The sequence below is a fragment of the Bacillus sp. B.PNR1 genome (assembly GCF_030386235.1).
Lineage (GTDB): Bacteria > Bacillota > Bacilli > Bacillales > Bacillaceae > Bacillus > Bacillus stercoris.
In genome coordinates this window covers 1,428,675-1,451,285 of sequence record NZ_JANYMN010000001.1, presented here as the reverse complement: position 1 = coordinate 1,451,285, position 22,611 = coordinate 1,428,675, and the positions used below count along the sequence as shown (strand labels likewise).

The following is a 22,611-nucleotide window of genomic DNA, read 5'->3' as shown; positions in this document are numbered from 1 at the left end:
GCATGTTGGAGTTCGAAACAAACATAGACGGCTTAGCATCAATTAAAGTAATCGGAGTAGGAGGCGGCGGTAACAACGCCGTTAACCGAATGATTGAAAATGAAGTGCAAGGAGTAGAGTACATCGCGGTAAATACGGACGCTCAAGCTCTTAACCTGTCAAAAGCAGAAGTGAAAATGCAAATCGGCGCAAAGCTGACTAGAGGATTGGGAGCAGGTGCGAATCCGGAAGTCGGAAAAAAAGCCGCTGAAGAAAGCAAAGAGCAGATTGAAGAAGCGTTAAAAGGCGCTGACATGGTATTCGTGACAGCTGGTATGGGCGGCGGAACAGGAACAGGTGCCGCACCGGTTATCGCACAAATCGCGAAAGACTTAGGCGCATTAACAGTTGGAGTTGTAACAAGACCGTTTACCTTCGAAGGACGCAAAAGACAGCTTCAGGCTGCAGGCGGAATATCGGCAATGAAAGAAGCGGTGGATACACTGATTGTGATCCCGAACGACCGTATCCTTGAAATTGTTGATAAAAACACACCGATGCTTGAAGCATTCCGTGAAGCGGATAACGTACTCCGCCAAGGGGTCCAAGGTATTTCTGACTTGATTGCTACACCTGGTCTTATCAACCTTGACTTTGCTGATGTGAAAACGATCATGTCAAACAAAGGATCTGCTTTGATGGGTATCGGTATTGCTACCGGGGAAAACCGTGCGGCAGAGGCAGCGAAAAAAGCCATTTCCAGCCCGCTTCTTGAAGCGGCCATTGACGGTGCGCAAGGCGTTCTCATGAACATCACTGGGGGAACAAACCTCAGCCTATATGAAGTTCAGGAAGCAGCAGACATTGTCGCTTCGGCGTCTGATCAAGACGTAAACATGATTTTCGGTTCTGTTATTAATGAAAATCTAAAAGATGAGATTGTGGTGACAGTGATTGCAACTGGCTTTATTGAACAAGAAAAGGACGTGACGAAGCCTCAGCGCCCAGGCTTAAATCAAAGCATTAAAACACACAATCAAAGTGTTCCAAAGCGTGAGCCCAAACGTGAGGAGCCTCAGCAGCAGAACACAGTAAGCCGTCATACTTCACAGCCGGCTGATGATACGCTTGACATCCCGACATTCTTAAGAAACCGTAATAAACGCGGTTAATGTAAAGGACAAAATCGTTTTCGATTTTGTCCTTTTTGTTTTCCTCATCAAACTTTCTTCTTATATAGCCTTTTTCCCTATTACCTCCTTCGTTTAGTAATGGAATAGATGAATAGACCTATTTATTTTTGTGACAATTTTATCATTTTCATATATATGGAAATTAGCTGACATGAAACGACAATATCTGTAATTTAGATTGTCTACAGTTAACATACAGCGATGTTCTGACAAACCATTCATTTTTAAAAGGAGGGACGACATATTTTTTACAAAGCATGTTGAAAAAGGGGGATGAAAATGAGGAAAAAAACGAAAAACAGACTCATCAGCTCTGTTTTAAGTACGGTTGTCATTAGTTCACTGCTGTTTCCGGGAGCAGCCGGGGCAAGCAGCAAAGTCACCTCAGCTTCTGTTAAAAAGGAGCTTCAATCTGCGGAATCCATTCAAAACAAGATCTCGAGTTCATTAAAGAAAAGCTTTAAAAAGAAAGACAAAACGACCTTTCTGATTAAATTTAAAGATCAGGCCGACACAGAAAAAGCGGCAAAAGCGGCTGTTAAAAAGGCGAAATCGAAGAAGCTGTCTGCCGCTAAAACGGAATATCAAAAGCGTTCTGCCGTTGTGTCATCTTTAAAAGTCACAGCCGATGAATCCCAGCAAGACGTCCTAACATACTTGAACACCCAGAAAGATAAAGGAAATGCAGACCAGATTCATTCTTATTATGTGGTGAATGGGATTGCTGTTCATGCCTCAAAAGAGGTTATGGAAAAAGTGGCACAGTTTCCTGAAGTGGAAAAAGTGCTTCCTAATGAGAAACGGCAGCTTTTTAAGTCATCCTCCCCATTTAATATGAAAAAAGCGCAAAAAGCAGTTAAAGCAACTGACAGTGTGGAATGGAATGTCGACCAAATCGATGCTCCAAAAGCCTGGGCGCTTGGATACGATGGAACTGGTACAGTTGTTGCCTCTATTGATACCGGTGTGGAATGGAACCATCCGGCATTAAAAGAGAAATATCGCGGATATAACCCGGAAAATCCCGATGAGCCTGAAAATGAAATGAACTGGTATGATGCTGTAGCAGGCGGGGCAAGCCCTTATGATGATTTGGCTCATGGAACCCATGTGACAGGTACGATGGTGGGATCTGAACCTGATGAAACAAATCAAATCGGTGTAGCGCCTGGCGCAAAATGGATCGCTGTTAAAGCGTTCTCGGAAGATGGAGGCACTGATGCTGACATTTTGGAAGCTGGTGAATGGGTTTTAGCACCAAAGGACGCAGAGGGCAACCCTCACCCGGAAATGGCTCCTGATGTTGTCAATAACTCATGGGGCGGAGGCTCAGGACTTGATGAATGGTATAGAGACATGGTCAATGCCTGGCGTGCGGCCGACATTTTCCCTGAGTTTTCTGCGGGGAATACAGATCTCTTTATTCCTGGCGGGCCTGGATCTATCGCAAACCCTGCAAACTATCCGGAATCGTTTGCAACTGGAGCGACTGATATCAATAAAAAGCTCGCTGACTTTTCTCTTCAAGGGCCATCTCCATATGATGAAATAAAGCCGGAAATTTCTGCACCGGGCGTAAATATTCGTTCATCCGTTCCCGGTCAGACATATGAGGACGGATGGGACGGCACATCAATGGCAGGGCCGCATGTATCCGCTGTTGCTGCACTGCTGAAACAGGCGGATGCCTCACTTTCTGTCGATGAGATGGAGGATATATTAACCAGCACGGCTGAACCGCTGACAGATTCAACATTCCCTGATTCTCCGAATAACGGATATGGCCATGGTTTGGTGAACGCTTTTGATGCTGTATCCGCTGTCACAGATGGGTTAGGCAAAGCAGAAGGACAAGTCTCTGTAGAGGGGGATGATCAAGAGCCTCCTGTCTTCCAGCATGAGAAAGTGACAGAAGCGTATGAAGGTGGCAGCCTGCCGCTGACTATAACAGCTGAAGACAATGTGAGTGTGACATCTGTAAAACTGTCCTACAAGCTTGATCAAGGTGAATGGACAGAAGTAACGGCTAAACGAATCAGTGGTGATCATCTAAAAGGAACGTATCAGGCAGAGATTCCAGACATCAAAGGAACTAAGCTAAGCTATAAGTGGATCATTCAGGATTTTGGCGGACATATGGTTTCGACTGATATATATGATATAACAGTGAAACCAAGTATTACGGTGGGATATAAGCAGGATTTTGAAACTGCAGCCGGCGGCTGGCTTGCAAGCGGAACAAATAATAACTGGGAATGGGGCGTTCCGTCAACTGGCCCAAATACAGCAGCATCCGGAGAAAAAGTATATGGAACAAATCTGGCGGGGAATTATGCCAACTCGGCAAACATGAACCTTGTTATGCCTCCTGTTAAAGTGCCTGATTCAGGAAATCTGTTTCTTCAATTTAAAAGCTGGCACAATTTAGAGGATGACTTTGATTACGGCTACGTTTTTGTTCTGCCTGAGGGAGAAAAGAATTGGGAGCAGGCCGGTGTTTATAATGGAAAGACATCAAGCTGGACGAATGAAGAAATTGATTTATCGGCTTATAAAGGCCAAAACATTCAAGTGATGTTTAACCTACAATCAGATGAAAGTATTAACAAAGAGGGCTGGTACATTGATGATGTAGCGCTTTCTGACAAATCAGCCGGAAAAACAGCCAAAAAGAATAAGCTGGGCGTCGAAAAGCCGTCTGGAAAACAAAAGAAAAAGGCAGTAAATCCGAAAAAAGCAAAGCCATCTCAAAATACAGCTGTAAAAACCGAGAGTAAAGCTATACAGCCGCAAGTTTTGCCGCTCAGGGCACAAGTCAGTGTAGTGGAAACAGGAAAATCAACATATTCCGATCAATCCACAGGGCGGTACACGCTGACGCACAAAGCGGGAGACTATACGCTTATCGCAGAAGCATACGGTTATCAATCGAAAACACAAAAAGTTTCTCTGCAGGCGGACCAGACGTCACAAGCTAATTTTACGTTAGAAGAAATGAAGAAGGGCACATTAAAAGGTACGGTTATCAATAAAACGACAAAAGAGCCGGTAAAAGGCGCTTCCATTTATGTTGTAGAGGATGCTGCGGTTGAACCGGCTACGACGAACGACAAAGGTGAATATACGCTCGAGGCCTATGAAGGCGCTTATACGATTAAAGTCGCTGCACCGGGTTATTACAGCGATGAATTTTCCGTTGAGTTAAAAGGTAATGTTACAAAAGAAACTGCATTGAAGCCTTTCGTTGGTTATCCAGGTGAAATTGCATATGATGACGGGACAGCCGAGAATGCCAATTCTTATTTCGCTGCCGGGAACGGATGGGCGGTAAAAATGACGCTGGCTGACGGCAAGGACAAAGGCATGCTTACAGGAGGGCTGTTTAGATTCTGGGATACAGAGTTCCCAGATCCAGGCGGTACAGAGTTTAAGGTTGAGGTATACGATGCTACAGGAAAAGACGGAGCACCGGGCAAGAAAATTGCCGGGCCATTTAACGCTGAAGCTCTTCGCAATGGCGAGTGGACTAAGGTAGATCTCAGTTCAAAAGGGATTATGGTCGATAAAGACTTTTATCTCGTATATATCCAGTCGAAACCTGACCCGTATTCACCTGGACTGGCAATGGATGAAACCGGCAAGAATTCCGGCCGCAACTGGCAGTATATAGGTGGAAAATGGGAGCCGGGTGACGAAGCAGACGGCAACTATATGATTCGCGCATTAGTTGATTACGAAGCTGCTGTGCCTGAGATTACTTCACCGACAGACAAGTCATACACAAATAAGGAGAACGTCACTGTAAAAGGAAAAGCTTCACCTGGTACAACGGTACACATTTATAATGAAGAGAAAGAAGCAGGAGAAACAAAAACTGCCGCGGACGGCACGTTCCAGACAGGCATCACACTCAGCAAGGGCGAAAATAAGCTGACAGCAACTGCATCAACAGATAACGGAGCAACGGATGCCTCCAGCCCAATCACGGTCACGCTTGATCAAGAAAAGCCTGAATTAACACTGGACAATCCAAAGGATGGCGAGAAAACAAATAAAGAAACGCTGACTGTCAAAGGGGCTGTATCCGATGACAATCTGAAAGACGTCAAGGTGAATGGCAAAAAAGCAACAGTAGCTGATGGTTCATACTCAGCCCGTATTCTTTTGGATAATGGAAGAAATGAAATCAAGGTGATTGCTACAGACCTTGCAGGCAACAAAACGACGAAAAAGACAGTCATTGATGTCAACTTTGACAAGCCTGTCATTTCTGGCTTGATTCCGGGAGAGGATAAAAACTTAAAAGCCGGTGAATCTGTGAAAATCGCTTTCTCAAGCGCTGAGGATTTGGATGCAACGTTTATCATTCGTATGCCGCTGACAAATGCAAGAGCGAGTGTGCAAAACGCCACCGAGCTCCCGTTAAGAGAAATTTCTCCGGGGAGATATGAAGGCTATTGGACAGCCACTTCTTCTATTAAAGCAACCGGAGCAAAAGTAGAAGTGATCGTACGAGATGATTATGGAAATGAAACGAGAAAAACTGCGAATGGAAAACTTAATATCAACACAGAAAATTAAGTAGAAAAAAGCTGCCGTCACTGGCAGCTTTTTTTATATCCTCTCATTACACTTCCTCGACAAATTAAGCAGATTTCCCTGAAAAATTGTATTTTCCTCTCAACATTAATTGACAGACTTTCCCACAGAGCTTGCTTTATACTTATGGAGCAAGAAGAGGAACAGCGTGAGGCAAGAAAGAAAGGAGTCAGATGTGAAAATCTATTTAGATGTCATTTGGCTGTTAAACTTTTGTTTTGATGCACTTTTGCTTTTGCTCACGGCATTTATTTTAAAACGGCATGTGAAAAAAAGAAGACTGATAGGCGGGGCGTTCATCGGTTCAAGTATTGTCCTTTTGATGTTTACTCCTTTCTCGCCGATTGTTGACCATCCAGCTGGGAAGCTAGCTTTTTCAGTTGTGATTGTGGTGGTGACATTTGGCTTTAAAAGATTTCGCTTTTTCTTTCAAAATTTGTTTTCCTTTTATTTTGCCACTTTTTTAATGGGAGGAGGAATTATTGGAGCTCATTCTTTGCTCCAGTCAAATTCTATTGTTCGAAACGGTGTCATGATTACCAATCAAACAGGGTTTGGAGACCCGATCAGCTGGTTGTTTATTGTTGCTGGCTTTCCAGCATTATGGTTTTTTTCTAAAAGAAGAATCGAAGATATTGAAACAAAAAACATTCAATATGAGGAACGAGTCAGCGTGCAGGCCGATTTGGGCAACCAAACACTTCATGTCAGAGGCCTGATTGATTCGGGCAATCAGCTGTACGATCCTCTTACAAAAACACCGGTTATGATCATTTACGTTGATAAATTGGAGCCGATTTTCGGAGCAGCCGAAACGATGATCATTCGAAACACAGACCCGCTGGAAGCCATCGAACAGCTTGATGATTCATTTCGCTTTTTAGATAAAATGAGGTTGATTCCATACAGGGGAGTTGGTCAGCAAAATCAATTTTTATTATGCGTTAAACCGGATCACGTAACGATTATGACAAAAGAAGAAATGATTTGTGCAGATAAATGCTTAATCGGTATCAGCACAACAAAGCTGTCGGCAGATGGAGAGTTTGATGCGATTATTCATCCGAAAATGCTTTCGGGCAAGGCTGTCAAACACGTTTCATAAAGTTCGCAAATGTCCGTTACTTATCATACTCAAACGGCGGTACATTTAGAAGGGAGAGGAAGATGAAAAAACTAAAATTACGGTTGACGCACCTCTGGTATAAGCTGCTGATGAAACTTGGGCTGAAAAGTGATGAAGTCTATTACATAGGCGGGAGTGAAGCCCTGCCGCCTCCATTGTCTAAAGATGAGGAGCAGGTGTTGTTAATGAAGCTCCCAAACGGCGATCAGGCGGCACGTGCCATTTTAATTGAACGCAATTTGCGCCTGGTCGTTTATATCGCCCGTAAATTTGAAAATACGGGAATTAATATAGAGGATTTAATCAGCATAGGTACCATCGGATTAATCAAAGCTGTGAACACATTCAACCCAGAAAAGAAAATTAAGCTGGCGACCTATGCCTCCCGCTGTATAGAAAATGAAATTCTGATGTATTTGAGGAGAAACAACAAAATCCGTTCAGAGGTTTCCTTTGATGAACCGCTTAATATTGATTGGGACGGCAATGAGCTTTTGCTTTCTGATGTGCTCGGCACAGACGATGACATCATCACTAAAGACATAGAAGCTAACGTAGATAAAAAGCTTTTGAAAAAAGCGCTTGAACAGCTTAATGAGAGGGAAAAGCAAATTATGGAGCTGCGGTTTGGGCTTGTCGGTGAAGAAGAAAAAACCCAAAAGGATGTAGCGGATATGATGGGGATTTCACAGTCCTATATTTCACGGCTTGAGAAACGAATTATAAAAAGATTGAGAAAAGAGTTCAACAAAATGGTGTAAAAAAATTTATGGGTAGAACCCCTTGATTTTACAGGGATTTCCTGATTTCGACAGTTTTTCGGCCTGAGTGCAGTGCATATTTTTCCCACCCAAGGAGATACTTAACGGTGTACAGCAGCTCCTGTAGGGAGGGAAAAAAGTGTCGAGAAATAAAGTCGAAATCTGCGGGGTGGATACCTCCAAATTACCAGTACTCAAGAATGAAGAGATGAGAAAGCTGTTTAGGCAGCTGCAGGATGAAGGCGATGATTCAGCAAGAGAAAAGCTTGTAAATGGGAACTTGCGTCTTGTCTTAAGTGTCATTCAACGATTTAATAACAGAGGGGAGTATGTTGATGACTTATTTCAAGTCGGCTGCATCGGACTAATGAAATCCATTGATAATTTTGACCTAAGCCACAATGTTAAGTTTTCAACATACGCTGTACCTATGATTATCGGAGAGATCCGCAGGTATTTACGCGATAATAACCCGATCCGTGTCTCAAGATCACTCCGGGACATCGCTTACAAGGCGCTTCAGGTAAGAGAGCGGTTAATCAGTGAGACAAGCAAGGAGCCGACTGCAGAAGACATCGCAAAAGTTCTTGAAGTACCGCATGAGGAAATTGTATTTGCGCTTGATGCCATTCAGGATCCGGTTTCTCTATTTGAACCGATCTATAACGACGGCGGAGACCCGATTTATGTGATGGACCAAATCAGTGATGAGCGCAATACAGATACACAATGGATTGAAGAGCTGGCTTTAAAAGAGGGCATGAGAAGGCTGAACGATAGGGAAAAAATGATTTTGAGAAAACGATTCTTCCAAGGAAAAACCCAAATGGAAGTCGCAGAGGAAATCGGAATATCCCAAGCACAGGTGTCCAGACTTGAAAAAGCGGCTATCAAACAAATGAATAAAAATATTCATCAATAATGAAAAGCCTTTAAAACGATTTTGTTTTAAAGGCTTTTCTATTGTTTGCCGACGGTTTACGTTTTGGAAAAAATAAGGTATCCTAGTTTGTGCTAAGTTTTAAGAAAATTGAAACAATTATAAAAGGCAATTAAGAGGAGGACCACGATGATTTTGCAGCTTGACAATGTCTCATTAAAACGGAATGGGAAATGGATATTGAGGGATATTCATTGGAAGGTGGAAGAAAAGGAAAATTGGGTGCTTTACGGCCTAAATGGCGCCGGGAAGACAGCACTGTTAAATATGCTTTGCTCTTATTATTTTCCAACATCAGGCGAGATGCAGGTGCTTGGCCATGAATTTGGCAAAACAGAGCTTGGGGAAAAACTCAGACGTAAAATTGGCCTCGTCTCAGCAGCTCTTCAGCAAAAATTGTACCCGGCAGATTCAGCCTTTGAAATTGCTTTGAGCGGAGCTTACGCTTCAATTGGGTTATATGAAACGCCAAGTAAGGAAACCAGGGAAAAAGCGATTGGTTTGTTAGAGGACTTGGGAGCAATTGAATATGCCGACCGTCGCTATGAAACCCTTTCTCAAGGGGAAAAACAAAGAGCATTGATTGCAAGAGCACTAATGGCCGATCCGGAGCTGCTGATACTGGATGAACCAGTCACAGGGCTGGATTTTATTGCCCGGGAAAAGCTGTTAGATACGATTACATACATTGCAAACAAAGAAAATGCACCATCTATCCTTTATGTGACTCATCATGCTGAGGAAATTTTGCCTGTCTTTGATAAAGCTCTTTTATTAAAGCAGGGAGAGGTCTTTGGAGCCGGAGAAATAAAGGAAATGCTTACTGATCAAATACTTTCCGCTTTTTTTGATACGCCAATCCATGTATTATGGAATCAAGATCGGCCGTTTTTAACAAGAGCTGAGCCGATAACGAATGCCTGACAAACACATAGATTCATCCTAGGGGTGCTTTGCGAAGCTGAGAGAGACTTTGTCTCAACCCTTTTGACCTGATCTGGATCATGCCAGCGGAGGGAAGCGGTGAATAAACAGAGTGCATAGGACTCTGTTTGTTTTTATTGAGCCGTTTCATAACTTGAAGCGGCTTTTTATTTTTGAAGAATAGGAGCGGATTAGATTGGATCAACAAATAGACTCTTTGCTCAAAAAAGTGGAAGAACAAAAGGAGGAGCTTATTCAGCTGGCAAAAGCGCTGATTTCTTATCAAACACCTGCTCCGCCTGCAAGAAATACAGAGGGGATTCAGTCATGGATTTCGGGATTTTTAAATGAATTAGGATTTTCGATCGACAAATGGGATGTGTACCCTGGAGACCCCAATGTTGTAGGCCAGCTAAAGGGAACAGGTTCAGCAGATTATCATAGCCTGATCATCAATGGCCATGTAGATGTGGCAGAGGTAAAAGAGGATGAGGAATGGGAGCACGATCCATTTCATCCAATTGAAAAAAACGGTCTCTTAATCGGGCGAGGCGCTTCCGATATGAAGGGCGGAATGGCATGTGTGCTGTTTGCTGTCAAATTAATTCGTGAAGCAGGCATTGAACTTCCCGGTGATCTGATTCTGCAATCGGTTATCGGGGAGGAAGTTGGAGAAGCCGGCACGCTTGAATGCTGCAAGAGGGGCTACCACGCTGATTTTGCAATTGTCGCGGATACGAGCGATATGCATATTCAAGGCCAAGGCGGTGTCATTACAGGCTGGATCGAAATCAAAAGCAGTCAAACATTTCATGATGGAACGAGACGAAATATGATTCACGCAGGCGGAGGAACATTCGGAGCAAGCGCAATTGAAAAAATGGCGAAAATCATTGCGGGGCTCGGTGAGCTTGAGCGCCACTGGTCCATTATGAAACGTTATCCCGGCTTTAAACCTGGAACAAATACAATTAACCCGGCTGTTATAGAAGGCGGCAGACATGCGGCTTTTATAGCGGACGAATGCCGGCTGTGGATCACAGTCCATTTTTATCCGAATGAAACCCATGACCAAGTGGCAGCGGAAATAGAAGATTACGTCAATCGGCTGAGTGACAGTGATATTTGGCTTAGGGAAAACCGCCCCGTATTTAAGTGGGGAGGCTCATCGATGATTGAAGACAGAGGAGAAATTTTTCCGGCATTGGAAGTTGACCCTGGCCACCCAGGCGTCTTAGCGCTTACTGCCTCTCATGAGAAAGTGAAGCGGGAGAGTCCAATTATTGACGTTTCTCAATCGGTTACAGATGGTGGGTGGCTGTATGATGCCGGTATTCCATGCGTGATATACGGTCCTGGCGATCTGCACAATGCACACTCCGTGAATGAGAAGGTATCGATTGAGCAGCTAGTAGAGTATACAAAAATTATCCTCGATTTTATTATCAGCTGGTGCAGCCGGAAAAAAGAACAGTGACATGAAAATTTCTTCTTGCTGACAAGGTTCAGCCTGCCCGTTCATATACTTGAACAAAAGGATGGAAAAAGGACGTGATGGAATGATCAGCATTTCAGAATTTCAGGTGAAGGATGTCGTCAATGTCTCAAACGGAAAAAAGCTGGGGAGTATTGGTGATATTGATATCAATGTGACCACTGGTAAAATTCAGGCGATCATACTAGGAGGAAATGGGAAAGTGCTCGGATTTTTCGGAAAAGAAGAGGAATTGGTCATTCCATGGCGAAATATAGTAAAAATCGGGGAAGATGTAATCTTGGTCCGATTAAGTGAACCGCATGCATAAACCTGCTTTTCTGCCGCGGATTGGCAAATGCCGGAAGTCTCGTTTCTTCCGGCACATTTCATTTAGAAATATGCAAATCGGCGCTCAACGAATGCAGAAAGATGTGGTAAAATAAGTGGGAAATTCCGCTTTTTTAAATGTTTGTCGAAAGGTTGGATCATCATGAATACATATCACCCATTTAGTCTTACCACACCCTCGACACTCATGATACAAGACTGGGCTCAAACGAATCAAAACAACAAAAAAGTCATTGCCGGATTTACGACGAAAAACGGCGGTGTCAGCCAAAAGCCTTTTGAATCGTTAAATACAGGATTGCACGTTCATGACAAAGATGCAGATGTAGTTAAAAATCGTGAATATATTGCCGATATGTTTAATACTGATTTGCAGTCTTGGGTATTCGCTGATCAGACACATGATAATCGCGTTCAGAAAGTGACGCAGAGGGATAGGGGAAAAGGCGCCCGTGAGTATCACACAGCGCTAAAAGCAACGGACGGGCTCTATACCAACGAAAAGAATGTATTTTTAGCATTATGCTTTGCTGATTGTGTGCCTCTTTTCTTTTATGATCCGGTTAAATCACTTGTCGGAGTTGCCCATGCCGGGTGGAAAGGCACTGTCAAACAGATTGGCAGAGAAATGGTGAAGCAATGGACTGAGAAGGAAGGTTCAAATCCTTCAGATATTCAGGCTGTTATTGGCCCATCTATCAGCGGAGCATGCTATACGGTAGATGACCGTGTCATGGATGCTGTCCGCGCATTGCCGGTTTCAGCAGACCGTGCCGTTAATCAGACGGCAATGGCACAATATCAGCTTGATTTGAAAGAGCTGAACCGCCTCATACTGATAGACAGCGGTTTGGCAAATGAACAGATTTCTGTCAGCGGTTTATGCACGGAAAGCGAGCCGTCTCTTTTCTATTCTCACCGCCGCGATCAGGGGAAAACTGGACGGATGATGTCCTTTATCGGAATGAAGGAGGCATAAAGATCTTGCGTGTTGTTGATAATTTACGACATATAAACGAACGAATAAACGAAGCATGTAACAGATCGGGCCGCAGCTCCGATGAAGTTACGGTTATTGCAGTCACAAAATATGTATCACCTGAAAGAGCACAGGAGGCAGTAGATGCTGGCATCACCTGCCTCGGAGAGAATCGGGATGCGGAACTGCTCCGCAAACAGGAATTGATGAAAGGGAATCCGGAATGGCATTTTATCGGCAGTCTGCAATCAAGAAAAGCAAAATCTGTCGTCAATGCGGTTTCTTATATCCATTCCCTAGACCGGCTCTCATTAGCGAAAGAAATTGAAAAACGGGCTGAAGGTACTGTCCGATGCTTTGTGCAGGTCAATACCTCTCTTGAGCCTTCTAAACACGGCATGAAAAAAGAAGAAGTCATTCCATTCATACAGGAGCTTTCCGGTTTCGAACATATCCAAGTGGCCGGACTGATGACAATGGCTCCGCTGACTGATGATCAAGATCAGATCAGAAGCTGTTTCAGGTCGCTGAGAGAACTCCGTGACCAGGTTCAGAAACTGAAGCAGCCGAACGCTCCGTGTACTGAACTGTCGATGGGCATGTCAAATGATTTTGAAATTGCAATTGAAGAAGGAGCTACTTATATTAGAATCGGCTCATCGTTAGTCGGAAATGAAACAGGGGGTGTACAGCAATGAGTATGAAAAATAAACTGAAAAACTTTTTCTCGATGGAAGATGAAGAATATGAATATGAATATATTGAGACAGAGCGGGAATCGCATGAGGAGCATGAGCAAAAAGAAAAGCCGGCTTATACCGGGAATAAACCTGCGGGCAAACAGAATGTAGTGAGCTTGCAAAGTGTTCAGAAATCCTCTAAAGTGGTGTTGAGTGAGCCGCGCGTGTATGCGGAGGCGCAGGAAATAGCCGACCATTTGAAGAACCGGCGGGCAGTTGTCGTCAATCTTCAGCGGATACAGCATGACCAGGCGAAGCGGATTGTTGACTTTTTAAGCGGAACCGTCTATGCCATCGGCGGAGATATTCAAAGAATCGGCTCAGATATCTTTCTCTGCACGCCTGATAACGTAGATGTATCAGGCACAATTTCTGAGCTCATATCTGAAGACGAACATCAGAGGTGGTAAAGCGAGATGATCCTTTATCAAGTTTTTTCGGTTTTAAGCTTATTAATCACAATATACTCATTTGCCCTGATCATATACATTTTTATGTCATGGGTGCCGAGTACGAGGGAAACAGCAGTCGGGCGTTTTTTAGCATCGATTTGTGAACCATATCTCGAACCATTCAGAAAAATCATCCCTCCGATTGCAATGCTGGATATTTCACCAATCGTAGCAATCCTTGTGCTTCGATTTGCGACTACTGGCTTGTGGGGACTTTACCGCATGATTGCGTTTTAATGTGACAGTTTGATAGGGGCTTGGCAGCAGCCAAGCCTCTTTACATAGAAGGGAAAGACGATGAGCGATATCTATCAGCACTTCAGAAAAGACGAGCGGGCCTTTATTGATCAGGCGCTCGAATGGAAAAGAATTGTCCAGGAGCAGTACAGAATGAAGCTGACCGACTTTTTAGACCCTCGAGAGCAGGTCATCCTCACTGCTGTTACGGGACAGACAGACGTCGGGCTTGCTTTTTCCGGCGGCTATGACAGAGCGGAGCGGAAACGGGCGATTCTGTATCCAGAATACATTACTCCAGAAGAATCGGATTTTGAACTGCAGGCGTTTCACGTCCGTTATGCTGACAAGTTTGTCTCAGTAGATCACCGTTCTCTGCTTGGTGCATTAATGGGCATAGGATTAAAGCGGCAAAAATTCGGTGACATCGTGTTTTCTGAATCAGCTGTGCAATTGATTGTATCAGCCGATACCGCTGATTTTGTGGCCGCACAGCTGACTCAAGCAGGCAAAGCGACGGTCAGCCTTGAGAAAATTGGCTTGTCAGACCTTAACATTCCGGCTATTGATGTCGAAATAAGAGATGACACGGTTTCTTCTTTAAGGCTTGACGCTGTCTGCGCCTCTATGAGCAGGCAATCCCGCCAGAAATCACAGACACTTGTGAAAAACGGGCTCGTAAAAGTGAACTGGAAGGTAGTTGAAGATCCTTCCTACATAGTGGCAGAAGGGGACATGCTGTCTATCAGAGGCTTTGGCCGCTGCAGTTTATCCAAAATCGAAGGAAAAACCAAAAAAGACAAATGGAGAGTTACGTTTGAACGACAAAAATAGTCGGTTTTTCAGTTTTTTTCTCCATCTGTGCGAAATTTGTTTTATAATGTGAACTAGATAACCGTACTGAAATGTAAAAATGGAGGTGGCATCATGCCATTAACGCCAAATGATATTCACAACAAGACGTTTACAAAAAGTTTTCGCGGATATGATGAAGATGAAGTAAATGAATTTCTAGCGCAAGTCAGAAAAGATTACGAAATTGTTCTCCGTAAGAAAACGGAACTAGAAGCGAAAGTCAATGAGCTAGATGAAAGAATCGGACACTTTGCCAATATTGAAGAAACATTGAATAAATCGATTTTAGTTGCCCAAGAAGCAGCTGAAGACGTAAAACGCAATTCACAAAAAGAGGCAAAGCTGATCGTACGGGAAGCGGAGAAAAATGCTGATCGCATTATCAACGAATCGTTATCAAAATCAAGAAAAATCGCCATGGAAATCGAAGAGCTGAAAAAACAGTCTAAAGTGTTCAGAACACGTTTCCAAATGCTGATTGAGGCTCAGCTCGATCTTCTGAAAAATGACGATTGGGATCATCTCCTTGAGTATGAAGTCGACGCTGTATTTGAGGAAAAGGAATAAATTCTCTGATTATCTTGACATTTTCTTAGCTTGTCGAATATAATACGTTCATAAATTCAGATGAAAAAACGGTTGAAAGGGACAGTCATGTTTCCTTCAGGCCTTCATAGCGACCCGGAGATGGTGAGAGTCCGGGATGGCCGGAATCATGTAGATCAGCCCTTAAGTTTCCTTTCTGAACTCACAGTAGGTTAGGACGTTCATCACGTTACGATGCTCAAGAGGAAAAAGCGTATGCTGGCTTTTTCTAAAAGGGTGGTACCGCGAGATAAGCTTTCTCGTCCCTTATGGGATGAGAGGGCTTTTTTTATTTTCTGAAAAAATGCAGTGGAGGAATGAAAATGGATTTTAAAGACACGCTCTTAATGCCAAAAACAGATTTCCCGATGCGTGGAAATTTGCCAAACCGTGAGCCTGACATTCAAAAGAAATGGGAGGAAGAGGATATCTATCGTCTTGTGCAGGAACGGACGAAAGACCGCCCGAAATTTGTTTTACATGACGGACCTCCGTATGCTAACGGTGACATCCATATGGGCCACGCGCTTAACAAGATTTTGAAGGACTTCATTGTCCGCTATAAATCAATGAGCGGCTACAACGCACCGTATGTACCAGGCTGGGATACACACGGATTGCCAATTGAAACAGCTCTGACAAAAAACAAAAAAGTCAACCGCAAAGAAATGTCAGTAGCGGAATTCCGCAAACTGTGCGAAGAGTACGCTTGGAAGCAAATCGAAGGACAGCGTGAGCAATTTAAACGTCTTGGTGTCCGCGGTGATTGGGAAAACCCATATGTGACATTAAAACCGGAATACGAAGCGCAGCAAATCCGCGTATTTGGTGAAATGGCAAAACGAGGCTACATTTACAAAGGTCTTAAACCGGTTAACTGGTCACCTTCAAGTGAGTCTGCTTTGGCTGAAGCCGAGATCGAATATCAAGACAAACGTTCAGCATCAATTTACGTTGCTTTTGGTGTAAAAGACGGAAAAGGCGTTCTTGAGAATGGAGAACGTATCATCATCTGGACAACAACGCCTTGGACAATTCCGGCGAACCTCGGAATCTCAGTGCACCCTGATCTTGAGTACAGCGTGATTGCAGTAGGTGAAGACCGCTTTGTAGTAGCAAGTGCTTTAGTCGAAAATGTTGCGTCTGCATGCGGATTTGATCAGTATGAAGTGACAAGAACGGTCAAAGGAAAAGACCTTGAGAACATTATCGCTGAACACCCGCTATATGGCAGAGATTCTCTCGTTATGCTAGGTGAACACGTAACAACTGATGCCGGAACGGGCTGTGTTCATACAGCGCCAGGGCATGGGGAAGATGACTTTATCATCGGCCAAAAATACGGTTTAGATGTGCTTTGCCCGGTCGATGAAAAAGGTGTAATGACAAGCGAAGCTCCTGGCTTTGAAGGCATGTTCTATGATGATGCAAACAAAGCGATCACACAGCAGCTTGATGAAAAAGGCGCACTTGTGAAGCTTGAATTTATTACTCATTCTTATCCGCACGATTGGAGAACAAAAAAACCAACCATTTTCAGAGCGACAGCGCAATGGTTTGCGTCTATTAAAGATTTCAGATCAGACCTGCTGGACGCCATCAAAGAAACCAAATGGGTTCCTGAATGGGGCGAGCAGCGTTTGCACAACATGGTTCGGGACCGCGGAGACTGGTGTATTTCCAGACAGCGTGCGTGGGGTGTGCCGATTCCGGTATTTTATGCCGAAAATGGGGAACCGATTATTACGGATGAAACCATTGAACATGTTTCTGAATTGTTCAGACAGCACGGATCAAACATTTGGTTTGAAAAAGAAGCAAAGGACCTTCTTCCGGAAGGCTTTACACATCCTGGAAGCCCGAACGGCACATTTACAAAAGAACAGGATATCATGGATGTTTGGTTTGATTCAGGCTCTTCACATCAAGCAGTACTTGAAGAACGTGATGACCTCGTTCGTCCGGCTGATTTATACCTAGAGGGATCTGACCAATACCGCGGCTGGTTTAACTCTTCTCTTTCTACAGCAGTAGCCGTAACAGGAAAAGCGCCGTATAAAGGCGTGCTCAGCCATGGGTTCGCACTGGATGGAGAAGGACGCAAGATGAGTAAATCAATCGGTAACGTTGTTGTTCCGGCTAAAGTTATGAAACAGCTTGGTGCCGACATCTTAAGATTATGGGTATCTTCAGTGGATTATCAGGCGGATGTTCGCGTGTCTGACGCCATTCTGAAGCAGGTTGCGGAAGTATATCGTAAAATCCGTAACACGTTCCGTTTCCTTCACGGCAACCTTTTCGATTTTGATCCAAAAACAAATGCGGTGGCTGTTGAAGAACTTCGTGAAGTGGATCAGTATATGCTGATTAAGCTGAACAAACTGATTGATAAAGTGAAAAAAGCGTATGATGAGTACGAATTTGCGGTTGTGTATCACAGCATCCATAATTTCTGCACAATCGAATTAAGCTCATTCTATCTCGATTTTGCAAAGGATATTGTTTACATCGAGCATGCGGATCATCCGGATAGACGCAGCATGCAGACAGTGTTCTACGAAACGCTTCTTGCATTAGTGAAGCTTTCAGCGCCTATCCTTCCGCATACAGCTGACGAATTATGGTCTCATTTAACATTTGTTGAAGAGCAGAGCGTTCAGCTGACAGATATGCCGGAAACAATCGCAGTTCCAAACAGTGAAGCGACTGAAGAAAAATTTGACCGCTTTATGGCTCTTCGTGATGACGTGCTAAAAGCATTAGAAACTGCGCGGAATGAAAAAATTATCGGTAAATCATTGGAAGCTAACCTGAAATTGTATCCAAATAAAGAAAACAAAGAGCTCTTGGCTTCCATTAAAGAAAATCTTTCTCAGCTGTTTATTGTGTCAGAACTGACAATCAGTGAAGAACAGGAAGCGCCGAACGATGCGCAAAGCTTTCCGACGGGTAAAATCGCTGTCGAGAAAGCGGAAGGCGAAATGTGTGAGAGATCACGCGTGATTTCAAAAGATGTAGGGGCAAATCCGAAATATCCAACACTTTCATTACGCAACGCTGAAATCGTTGAAAAATATTATGAAAAATAATGCAAAAGGGGCCCGGCGTAAAAGCCGGGCTTTTTTTGTGCCAAGAGTGACATCCTTTAGAACGGCAGGAAAAATCTTATGGGCTTTAGATCATCATTCATAGGCAACAATAAAGGTACTACGTTAAGAGCAGGAGTTGTGAAGAATGAATGATCAACTGACCGCAATTTACACGGAACTTCTTCTGATGAAAGAAGAATTACAGTCGAGATTATTTGAGTATTCTTGCTTTCAGGTTTCTACAAGCCCGCAAGCAGCAATCAATCATAAACAAAAAGCAACTCTGATCTATCACATTAAAGAAGAGCTTCAAGACGTTCTCCTTGCATTGTCAAAAATCGAAAACGGCACATTCGGATACTGTGAAGAAACCGGGGCCCCCATTCCTCTTTCAAAGCTGGCGGTGCTGCCGACGGCCCGAACAGCAAACGATTTTCTTTATTCTGTCCAATTCGAAAAAAAAACGCTTCCGATATGGAAATCAACGGATATCGAATATGGTCAGGCACTGTATGAATAAACAGTGTCTGACCAGTTAATATGCCTGATATTTCTTTACTCCAGTGCTTTTTATTGATAAAATGCATAATGGATTAAAGTAACCGTAAACTGGAGGAACGTTTGTGCTGTATTATATAATTGCACTACTTATTATTGCAGCCGATCAATTGACAAAATGGCTAGTCGTTAAGAACATGGAACTTGGGCAAAGCATTCCGATCATTGATCAGGTATTCTATATCACCTCCCATCGCAATACGGGTGCTGCATGGGGGATATTAGCGGGTCAGATGTGGTTTTTCTACCTCATAACAACCGCTGTTATTATTGGTATTGTTTATTACATACAGCGTTACACAAAAGGACAAAGGCTTCTTGGCGTTGCCCTCGGGCTTATGCTTGGCGGTGCCATCGGCAACTTTATCGATCGGGCTGTCAGACAAGAAGTTGTGGATTTTATCCATGTTATAATTGTGAATTACAATTACCCGATTTTTAACATCGCGGACTCTTCACTATGTGTCGGCGTAATGCTTTTATTTATACAAATGCTGTTGGACAGCGGGAAAAAGAAAAAGGAGCAATAGCATGAATCAAATTGATATAACCGCTTCAGAAGAACAAAAAAGTGAGCGGATTGATAAATTTTTGGCATCAACTGAGAATGATTGGTCAAGAACCCAGGTTCAGCAATGGGTAAAAGACGGACAGGTTGTCGTGAACGGGAGTGCGGTGAAAGCGAATTATAAAATTCAGCCGGGTGATCAGGTGACCGTCACAATACCTGAACCGGAAGCGCTCGACGTCCTGGCAGAACCTATGGATCTTGATATTTATTATGAAGATCAGGATGTGCTGGTTGTCAATAAGCCTCGCGGAATGGTTGTACACCCAGCACCCGGTCATCTTACGGGCACACTTGTAAACGGCCTTATGGCTCATTGCACAGACCTTTCCGGAATCAATGGTGTGATGCGTCCGGGGATTGTTCACAGAATCGATAAGGACACGTCCGGCTTATTAATGGTGGCGAAAAATGATATGGCACATGAGTCACTTGTAAACCAATTGGTCAACAAAACGGTCACGCGAAAGTATACGGCTGTTGTCCACGGGCTTATTTCTCATGATGACGGCACAATTGACGCGCCGATCGGGCGGGATAAAAAAGACCGTCAAAGCATGACTGTGACACGTGATGGCAAAAACGCTGTCACTCATTTTCATGTGCTTGAGCGTTTTCAGGACTTTACGTTAGTGGAATGCCAGCTTGAAACAGGGAGAACCCATCAAATTCGTGTTCATATGAAATATATCGGATTCCCATTAGCGGGCGACCCGAAATATGGTCCGAGAAAAACAATCGACTTTAACGGCCAGGCGCTTCACGCGGGCGTTTTAGGTTTTGACCACCCGCGAACAGGAGAATATGTCGAATTTGAAGCGCCGCTTCCTGATGATATGGCAGAATTAATCGAAACCCTCAGAAAAAACGGTTGACAGAGTGTTTCTTTTCTGAAATAATAAACGAAGCTGAATAGATTCTTTAAAACAGTCCAGAGAGGCTGAGAAGGATAACGGATAGACGGGATGCGTGTATAGTGCGCACCTTGTCCTAAAACCCCTCTATGCTCTGGCAGGAGGGGTTTTTTCTTCTATATAAACTGTGAGGTGTCACACATTGAATCAAAAAGCTGTCATTCTCGACGAACAGGCAATCAGACGGGCCTTGACCAGGATTGCACACGAAATGATCGAACGCAATAAAGGGATGAATAACTGCATTCTTGTCGGCATTAAGACAAGAGGGATTTACCTGGCAAAACGCCTTGCGGAACGAATTGAACAGATTGAAGGAAATCCTGTTACAGTTGGTGAAATTGATATTACCCTTTACAGAGACGATCTTTCTAAAAAAACGAGCAACGAAGAACCGCTTGTGAAAGGTGCAGATATTCCGGTAGATATCACAGATCAAAAAGTCATTCTTGTTGATGATGTCCTGTATACCGGAAGAACAGTCAGAGCAGGTATGGATGCGCTTGTTGATGTGGGCAGACCTTCCTCCATTCAGCTGGCTGTGCTTGTTGACAGGGGACACCGGGAACTGCCGATCCGAGCGGATTATATCGGGAAAAACATCCCGACATCAAAGGCTGAAAAGGTTATGGTTCAGCTTGATGAGGTAGATCAAAACGATCTCGTCGCCATTTATGAAAATGAATAATAGATCACCTTTTTAAGGGCAATCCAGAGAGGTTGCAAAGAGGTGCACAACAAAGACCCGAAAAGCATTCGGCAGGTCTTTGTATGCCTCTTTGCGTAAAAATAGCAAAGAGGTTTTTTTATACAGCCATTGAGTCATCCTAAAATGAAAGTCAACAATCAGGGGGAAATCATCATGAGTAAGAAAAAAGTAAATTTAGGGGTCAGGGATGTCCCGACACCTTTCTCTTGGGTTTCATTCAGCCTTCAGCATTTGTTTGCCATGTTCGGCTCAACCATTTTGGTTCCGAAGCTCGTCGGAATGAGTCCTGCTGTGGCGTTGGTGACAAGCGGCATCGGAACACTGGCGTACCTTCTTATTACGAAAGGGCAAATTCCGGCGTATCTCGGTTCATCCTTCGCCTTTATTTCTCCGATCATACTGGTAAAAGCGACCGGCGGGCCGGGAGCGGCAATGGTCGGGGCGTTTCTTGCAGGGCTGGTATACGGGCTGATTGCCTTATTGATCAGGCAGCTTGGCACAGGATGGCTGATGAAGATTCTCCCGCCTGTAGTCGTAGGACCTGTTATTATCGTCATCGGGCTGGGACTGGCAAGCACTGCGGTAAACATGGCGATGTATGCTGATCCAAACGCGAGTGAGTTGGTCTACAGCTTAAAGCACTTTAGTGTCGCAGGAGTTACGCTGGCAATTACGATTATTTGCGCGATTTTCTTGCGAGGATTCTTAAGCCTGATTCCGGTTTTGATCGGAATCATCGGCGGATACCTGTTCGCCCTTACTCAAGGGATTGTCAACTTCCAGCCGGTGCTTGACGCGAAATGGTTCGCAGTGCCTGAATTTATCATCCCGTTCAAAGACTATTCACCGTCAGTAACACTCGGCATCGCGGCCGCAATGGTACCGGTCGCGTTTGTGACAATGTCGGAGCATATCGGCCACCAAATGGTGCTGAGTAAGGTTGTTGGACAAGATTTCATTAAAAAGCCGGGACTGCATCGCTCCATTATGGGTGACAGCGTGGCGACAATTCTTGCTTCCCTGATCGGCGGCCCGCCGACGACGACTTACGGAGAAAACATTGGCGTGCTGGCCATCACAAGGGTATTCAGCGTCTTTGTCATCGGAGGCGCGGCAGTGATTGCCCTTTGCTTCGGCTTTATCGGCAAAATTTCAGCGCTGATCAGTTCAGTGCCGTCAGCGGTCATGGGAGGCGTCTCCTTCCTGCTGTTCGGAATCATTGCTTCAAGCGGCCTGAGAATGCTGATTGACAACAAAATTGATTATGAAAATAATCGAAACCTCATTATCACATCGGTGATCCTTGTGATCGGTGTAGGAGGCGCATTTATCCAAGTGTCTCAAGGCGGATTCCAAGTGTCAGGGATGGCGCTTGCCGCAATTGTCGGTGTCATCTTAAACCTGATTCTTCCGGAAGCGAAGGAAGAGCACGCAGACACATCTGAACAACATCATATTTAAAACCTTTTAATGAAAGTCCAGAGAGGCTTGTAAGGGTTATGAAGAGAAGGAAGCTTCAATGCTGCCCTCTATTTAACCATACCCCGAGTCTATCTTAGACCCGGGGTTTTTTTCAGC

The 22,611-nt window shown here is 44.1% G+C and carries 20 protein-coding genes, 1 riboswitch and 1 other annotated feature; all 20 genes read left to right on the top strand.

Annotation, left to right across the window (positions count from 1 at the left end; genetic code table 11):
- Positions 1-2: 2 nt before the first annotated feature.
- The 20 genes from ftsZ to pyrP all read left to right on the top strand — a co-directional run bounded on the left by ftsZ (position 3) and on the right by pyrP (position 22,494).
- On the top strand, positions 3-1,151 hold the full coding sequence (gene ftsZ / locus NZD81_RS07425) for a cell division protein FtsZ (RefSeq protein WP_014663893.1): 1,149 nt from the start codon (positions 3-5) through the stop codon (positions 1,149-1,151).
- A gap of 300 nt (positions 1,152-1,451) precedes the next feature.
- Positions 1,452-5,753 (top strand): bacillopeptidase F, encoded by a 4,302-nt coding sequence (locus tag NZD81_RS07420; RefSeq protein ID WP_282374300.1) that lies wholly within the window; start codon positions 1,452-1,454, stop codon positions 5,751-5,753.
- A gap of 193 nt (positions 5,754-5,946) precedes the next feature.
- Complete coding sequence (spoIIGA, locus tag NZD81_RS07415; protein ID WP_282374343.1) at positions 5,947-6,876, top strand: sigma-E processing peptidase SpoIIGA; 930 nt, start codon at positions 5,947-5,949, stop codon at positions 6,874-6,876.
- Positions 6,877-6,938: 62 nt separating this feature from the next.
- Positions 6,939-7,658, top strand: coding sequence for an RNA polymerase sporulation sigma factor SigE (gene sigE / locus NZD81_RS07410; protein WP_003221446.1), 720 nt, complete (start codon positions 6,939-6,941; stop codon positions 7,656-7,658).
- 139 nt (positions 7,659-7,797) lie between these two features.
- The gene (sigG, locus tag NZD81_RS07405) at positions 7,798-8,580 is read left to right on the top strand and encodes an RNA polymerase sporulation sigma factor SigG (protein ID WP_014663896.1); all 783 of its coding nucleotides are present in this window, start codon (positions 7,798-7,800) and stop codon (positions 8,578-8,580) included.
- 147 nt (positions 8,581-8,727) lie between these two features.
- Positions 8,728-9,522 (top strand): ABC transporter ATP-binding protein, encoded by a 795-nt coding sequence (locus NZD81_RS07400; protein ID WP_014663897.1) that lies wholly within the window; start codon positions 8,728-8,730, stop codon positions 9,520-9,522.
- A gap of 10 nt (positions 9,523-9,532) precedes the next feature.
- A riboswitch (TPP riboswitch) is annotated at positions 9,533-9,634 on the top strand.
- An 84-nt stretch (positions 9,635-9,718) separates the two neighbouring features.
- A complete protein-coding gene (gene ylmB, locus NZD81_RS07395; RefSeq protein WP_014663898.1) occupies positions 9,719-10,999 on the top strand; it encodes an N-formyl-4-amino-5-aminomethyl-2-methylpyrimidine deformylase in 1,281 nt (426 codons plus the stop codon).
- 82 nt (positions 11,000-11,081) lie between these two features.
- On the top strand, positions 11,082-11,327 hold the full coding sequence (locus tag NZD81_RS07390) for a YlmC/YmxH family sporulation protein (RefSeq protein WP_003232153.1): 246 nt from the start codon (positions 11,082-11,084) through the stop codon (positions 11,325-11,327).
- Between the two features lie 162 nt (positions 11,328-11,489).
- On the top strand, positions 11,490-12,326 hold the full coding sequence (pgeF, locus tag NZD81_RS07385; protein ID WP_041521330.1) for a peptidoglycan editing factor PgeF: 837 nt from the start codon (positions 11,490-11,492) through the stop codon (positions 12,324-12,326).
- Between the two features lie 5 nt (positions 12,327-12,331).
- On the top strand, positions 12,332-13,024 hold the full coding sequence (locus NZD81_RS07380; RefSeq protein WP_014663902.1) for a YggS family pyridoxal phosphate-dependent enzyme: 693 nt from the start codon (positions 12,332-12,334) through the stop codon (positions 13,022-13,024).
- Complete coding sequence (gene sepF, locus NZD81_RS07375; RefSeq protein ID WP_014476753.1) at positions 13,021-13,476, top strand: cell division protein SepF; 456 nt, start codon at positions 13,021-13,023, stop codon at positions 13,474-13,476. Before NZD81_RS07380 ends, sepF begins: the two co-directional genes overlap by 4 nt.
- A gap of 6 nt (positions 13,477-13,482) precedes the next feature.
- The gene (locus NZD81_RS07370; RefSeq protein WP_003221463.1) at positions 13,483-13,755 is read left to right on the top strand and encodes a YggT family protein; all 273 of its coding nucleotides are present in this window, start codon (positions 13,483-13,485) and stop codon (positions 13,753-13,755) included.
- A gap of 60 nt (positions 13,756-13,815) precedes the next feature.
- Positions 13,816-14,589 carry a YlmH family RNA-binding protein gene (locus NZD81_RS07365; protein ID WP_014663903.1) on the top strand — a complete coding sequence of 258 codons (774 nt, stop codon included), beginning with the start codon at positions 13,816-13,818 and terminating at the stop codon, positions 14,587-14,589.
- A 93-nt stretch (positions 14,590-14,682) separates the two neighbouring features.
- Positions 14,683-15,177 (top strand): septum site-determining protein DivIVA, encoded by a 495-nt coding sequence (divIVA, locus tag NZD81_RS07360; protein ID WP_003221468.1) that lies wholly within the window; start codon positions 14,683-14,685, stop codon positions 15,175-15,177.
- A gap of 62 nt (positions 15,178-15,239) precedes the next feature.
- Positions 15,240-15,466, top strand: a binding site (T-box leader).
- Positions 15,467-15,518: 52 nt separating this feature from the next.
- Positions 15,519-18,284, top strand: coding sequence for an isoleucine--tRNA ligase (gene ileS / locus NZD81_RS07355; protein WP_282374302.1), 2,766 nt, complete (start codon positions 15,519-15,521; stop codon positions 18,282-18,284).
- 145 nt (positions 18,285-18,429) lie between these two features.
- Positions 18,430-18,804: a sporulation-related RNA polymerase-binding protein YlyA gene (gene ylyA / locus NZD81_RS07350; RefSeq protein ID WP_014476755.1), complete on the top strand. Its 375-nt coding sequence runs from the start codon at positions 18,430-18,432 to the stop codon at positions 18,802-18,804.
- Between the two features lie 103 nt (positions 18,805-18,907).
- On the top strand, positions 18,908-19,372 hold the full coding sequence (gene lspA / locus NZD81_RS07345; RefSeq protein WP_014663906.1) for a signal peptidase II: 465 nt from the start codon (positions 18,908-18,910) through the stop codon (positions 19,370-19,372).
- A gap of 1 nt (position 19,373) precedes the next feature.
- The gene (locus NZD81_RS07340) at positions 19,374-20,285 is read left to right on the top strand and encodes an RluA family pseudouridine synthase (protein ID WP_282374303.1); all 912 of its coding nucleotides are present in this window, start codon (positions 19,374-19,376) and stop codon (positions 20,283-20,285) included.
- A 181-nt stretch (positions 20,286-20,466) separates the two neighbouring features.
- Positions 20,467-21,012 (top strand): bifunctional pyrimidine operon transcriptional regulator/uracil phosphoribosyltransferase, encoded by a 546-nt coding sequence (pyrR, locus tag NZD81_RS07335; RefSeq protein ID WP_003221477.1) that lies wholly within the window; start codon positions 20,467-20,469, stop codon positions 21,010-21,012.
- A 174-nt stretch (positions 21,013-21,186) separates the two neighbouring features.
- Positions 21,187-22,494 carry a uracil permease PyrP gene (gene pyrP / locus NZD81_RS07330; RefSeq protein WP_014663908.1) on the top strand — a complete coding sequence of 436 codons (1,308 nt, stop codon included), beginning with the start codon at positions 21,187-21,189 and terminating at the stop codon, positions 22,492-22,494.
- Positions 22,495-22,611: the final 117 nt, after the last annotated feature.